General features: G+C 60.0%; 7 protein-coding genes. 2 read left to right on the top strand and 5 right to left on the bottom strand.

The window, feature by feature from the left end; genetic code table 11:
* The 5 genes from H5U08_RS12000 to H5U08_RS11980 form a co-directional block, all read right to left on the bottom strand.
* On the bottom strand, nucleotides 1–343 hold a 343-nt coding region (locus H5U08_RS12000), incomplete at its 3' end, for a pilus assembly protein TadG-related protein (RefSeq protein WP_297033317.1).
* Nucleotides 344–399: 56 nt separating this feature from the next.
* Nucleotides 400–1,404, bottom strand: a complete 1,005-nt coding sequence (locus H5U08_RS11995) for a TadE/TadG family type IV pilus assembly protein (protein WP_297033314.1) — start codon at nucleotides 1,402–1,404, stop codon at nucleotides 400–402.
* Between the two features lie 61 nt (nucleotides 1,405–1,465).
* Nucleotides 1,466–2,041, bottom strand: coding sequence for an A24 family peptidase (locus H5U08_RS11990; RefSeq protein ID WP_297033312.1), 576 nt, complete (start codon nucleotides 2,039–2,041; stop codon nucleotides 1,466–1,468).
* A 55-nt stretch (nucleotides 2,042–2,096) separates the two neighbouring features.
* Nucleotides 2,097–2,303 carry a hypothetical protein gene (locus H5U08_RS11985; protein ID WP_297033310.1) on the bottom strand — a complete coding sequence of 69 codons (207 nt, stop codon included), beginning with the start codon at nucleotides 2,301–2,303 and terminating at the stop codon, nucleotides 2,097–2,099.
* A 77-nt stretch (nucleotides 2,304–2,380) separates the two neighbouring features.
* Complete coding sequence (locus H5U08_RS11980) at nucleotides 2,381–2,575, bottom strand: hypothetical protein (RefSeq protein WP_297033308.1); 195 nt, start codon at nucleotides 2,573–2,575, stop codon at nucleotides 2,381–2,383.
* Nucleotides 2,576–3,162: 587 nt separating this feature from the next.
* Here H5U08_RS11980 and H5U08_RS11975 point away from each other — a divergent pair.
* Both H5U08_RS11975 and H5U08_RS11970 read left to right on the top strand, forming a co-directional pair.
* Nucleotides 3,163–3,666, top strand: coding sequence for a thioredoxin family protein (locus tag H5U08_RS11975; protein ID WP_297033306.1), 504 nt, complete (start codon nucleotides 3,163–3,165; stop codon nucleotides 3,664–3,666).
* A gap of 76 nt (nucleotides 3,667–3,742) precedes the next feature.
* On the top strand, nucleotides 3,743–4,036 hold a 294-nt coding region (locus H5U08_RS11970; protein WP_297033304.1), incomplete at its 3' end, for a hypothetical protein.

Genomic DNA, 4,036 nt, shown 5'->3' with positions numbered 1-4,036 from the left:
ATGCGGTCAAGGCGAATATGTCACACAAAAGATGATTACTGAAGGCGAGCGCATTCATTCCGCGGGCAATGACCACCCCGCCCGAATAGGCGACAGCATCCGCGGCATTCTGCAGCCGCACCTTGTGATCTACCGCCCGCCCCACGTTCATGACCATTCCCAGCAGAATAGTCAACAGCAGAACCGCGAAGACGGCCACGACGCTCATTGCGCCGGAGTCGTCTCTCGGTAATCGTCGGATTCTCTCGGCAATCGCTCGCATCGCCGGTCTCTCTCCCCAGTCAGGCGCGCCCGGCGGGACCATCCCCTGCCGGTCCACCGGCACCCATCCCAGTTCGGTCACACCCCGGGTTCACATTCTCCGATGACCCGGAGCGCCGAGCAACCTGAAGGATTCTGTCAAAACATGCTTGAAAACCAATAGGTATAGGGAATCACCGATTTTTCGCCCTCATGTCCCAAGGTGATAGACGCCCGAAGCGGGTACGTGGCAATGCCGTTGCGGACTTCGATCTCCTGGGCCACCTTGTCAGGGAGGCCGTCAGGACGCCGTACCGCGCGGGCCAAAAACCTGCCCGGTCCGGGGAGCAGCGCCATGTGGTGCGTGACTGTGACGGTAACCGTATCCTGAAATCCCAGTTCGTTCGGCCGAAACTGGTAAATGTCATCCTCTAGATAATAGGGCACGAGCGGGGGCTCCCGATTGGAGTGGAAAAACCGCAACTCCACTTCCGTCGCCAGCAGGGCATAAGCCAGCTTGTTTTCCAGACGTTGGGGCACCCGGGGAATACCGCTGGCGCTGGGAACATTCTGCAAATACGCCTGCCGCACCAGTTGTGCTGCCGCAGCAGCGGAGGGCGGAACGGAGAGCCCAAGGTTCCGGGACGGGCAGATGGGCATCAGCGCGAGCACGGCCGCGGTGACGATCTTCTGCCACTTCGGGCTGTTAGGATCGTACGGAATGATGAACGTCATACCTCCCGACGTCGGCCCGTAGTTGGGATCAGAAGGATCCAAAATAGGCACGACCTGCTCTGCCGTGGGATCTGGGTAATAGCCGGGCCCGATACAGTTTTCCAGCTCGATATCGCCCACCCGAGCCGGAATCCAGACCTGCGCCGCCCGGGCCGCAGCAAAGGCCGCATAATGCACGACGACGGTGCCGATCATGATCTGGCTCACCTGGACGATAAAGAGCATGAGGAGGACGAACAACGGCAGAGTGAGCACAAAACTGAGGCTCTGCACGGCCCCCGCATCATCCCGGAGAAGTTCAGCAAATCGGCTCCAGCGAAAAGAGATCCTGCCGGATCCGCTCCAGCGGAGCAGCACAACGGCCGCCAGGATCGCTCCGATGAGCGTCAGCGCCCACGGCCAGGACGCAAGCACAATCGCACGCCACATGGTGCGCCTCTCTCTGTTCCATGGGTGAGGAAGCGACCGCCCGCCGTTTGTTTCGCTTATGTTACGGCTGGCCAAGCAGCCGCTCGATCACCCTGAAATAGACGATGACGACCGCCAACCAGGCACTCGGGGCCAAAAACAGAGTTGGTTTTAAGGCCTTTTGCTCCTCCGGCGTCAACGCCCCCCAATACCCAAGCCGCAGCCATCCCATCAGCCTGCGCGCCAGGTGCATCAGCAATCGGACCGGCCCCACCCGCCACACGAGGACACTCAGCGCGAAACACGCACCAAGGACAAACGTCCAGAGCATGGCCGTGATGCCATCCTCGGGTCCCAAATAGGCCCCTATCATCGCTATCAGCTTGACGTCTCCCCCGCCGATTCGGAAGAAGACGTAGCAAGCCACCATCACCAAGCCACAGGCCAGAAACCCCGTCACGGCCCGTCCAAGCCCGATCACGCCCCAGGCCTGCATCCAGCTCGGACTTGCCCAACCGGCCCTCACGGCCAAATCGCCCAGTCCGTTCAACAGCAAGCCTGCCAGTATGCCGGGGTAGGTGATCCAGTTGAAAATCCTTCTGGTGCGGATATCCGAAACGACCGCCGCCGTGAGGAACAGCACAAGGATATAGACCACAACCCACGGCCCTCACTCACCGGCGACAGGCAGTTCTCGGAATCGCGCGGACGCATCACTGGATGGCGTTCGCCCGCTCCGCCTCCAAGTCCTGAAGTCCCTGATTGAAGTAGCCCTTGATTCTCGGCCAACCCACGCGAATCAGGAAGATCAGGATCGGCAGAGCGATTGCGCCGATGATCAGGATCGTCTCCAGGCTCACCGCTCCGCGATCATCAGAGTGGATTCGCTTCAGCAGTTGCCACAGGCTCGCCTTGTTCATCTCGTCACCTCTCCCTTATTCGACTCTTCTCTGTTACCGAAAACGCCGTGAGGCGAAACGCTCCCCGCATCGACAAGTCACATGAAAGGCCACACGATTAGGACGTAGACCATCTCGTAGGCCAGCCGGATAATCCGCGGTCCTGCCCACATTGTAAACGCCGCCGCCGGCAAAATCACCCCGATCAACAGGATATAGTCCAAAGTCGCCACCGCCCCGCGCCGCAGGCGACGCATGAGGAGCTTTTCTCGAAACCGGGCAGCGCGTTGCATGGGGCCATCCTCTGGAACTATTCCTCCTTTCGGATACCCTATCACCCCACATTTATTTTACCTGGAACAGGGCGCCGGCGGAACAACGCCAGGCCGGAAAACTTCCCCTTGTCACACAGCCGCTGATCTAGCGTCTGCTGTCGAACCTCCCGGCAGGGAACAACGACGCGAAGAAGCAGCATCACCCAGCTCTGGAAGCCACTCGGTCCACCGTCCTAAAAACCCCCCGTGTGCCCTCCTGACTGTTTCATCAGCGCAATTCACGGTGAAAGCCCCATGAAGGTTGGGAGCTTTCAAGAAATTGAGTGAACTGCAAAAGGGCTACTTGTCAGGCAAACTTTATCGATTACACTGGCGACTTTCGCGATCTTTGCCCCGGCCACGGCTGCGGGCACGCGGAAAGGCAAGGAGCCCACCTGACCATTTCCCTCCGAAACGGATTTCTGCCGTGCTGAGGCATTCTGCCCCCTCGGGGCTGTTCTCCGGGAGGGGTTTCATCGGCGCACGGGCGTGAAGGCGCATGTGCCATGCCTTTGTCGCCCCGAGGACAACCAGTTCCGTTTTTTCAGCCAGGAAAGGAGTGACCCATGGCGTTTTCCTACCTGCTCTGCCTGCTGTCGCTTGCCGTGCTGGCTTCCGACGCTGCTTCTCCGGTCAGTCAGGATGGCGTTCACCCGCAGGCTTACGCCACCGCGTATTACCAGGCCCGGCAATCAAAACGACCCCTTGTGGTCGTGGTCGGAGCGAAATGGTGCCCAGCCTGCCAGAAGCTGGAAAAGGAAGGCGTTCCTGGTTTACAGCAGGCGGGCGTTCTCAAAAAGGCCGTGCTGGCCCTCGTCGACTATGACGAAGAGCCGGAGCTTGCGCAGAAACTCACCGAAGGCGGTCCCATTCCTCAACTGTTTGTCTTCCACCCCACGGAAAATGGCTTTCAAGGGCAGAGAATGGTGGGATATCCCTCGCGCCAGGCGGTGATCAATTTCGTCTCTGCCGCCCTCAAAAAAAATGAAGGAAAAGCTGACACGAAAAAGGCCCAGGGCGCGCCCACTCCCCGATCTCCGTCGAACCAGCAGGCCGCCTCCGGCCGATAATGAGAAGTAAACCCCCGACCCCGGATGTCGGGCTCCCCACGCAACGGACCTAAAAGATTGACTGACGCACGGTTCGATGCTCCCCGACCTGGAACAACGGAACGTCCAGCAACTTGAGGATCTCAATCAGCGGGGTGGGCGGATGCTCACCGTGGTCGATCTGATTGAGGCGGGAACGCTCTCCGCGGATATGGCGGCGACGGTCATGTATGCCCTCGCACAGGGGGCTTCGCTCTTGACGGCAGCCCGACCTGGCGGGGCGGGGAAGACCACGCTCCTGGCCGCCTTTCTCAATCTTCTACCACCGGGGGTAAAAATCATCACCGTGGATAGCCCGAGCGTCGTTCGGCAGGCCCTCCCGGTGTCGCCC

This window comes from Thermogutta sp., assembly GCF_014359955.1.
Lineage (GTDB): Bacteria > Planctomycetota > Planctomycetia > Pirellulales > Thermoguttaceae > Thermogutta.
Note: the sequence above shows the minus strand (reverse complement) of the source record. Positions and strands in the feature narration are given on the sequence as shown.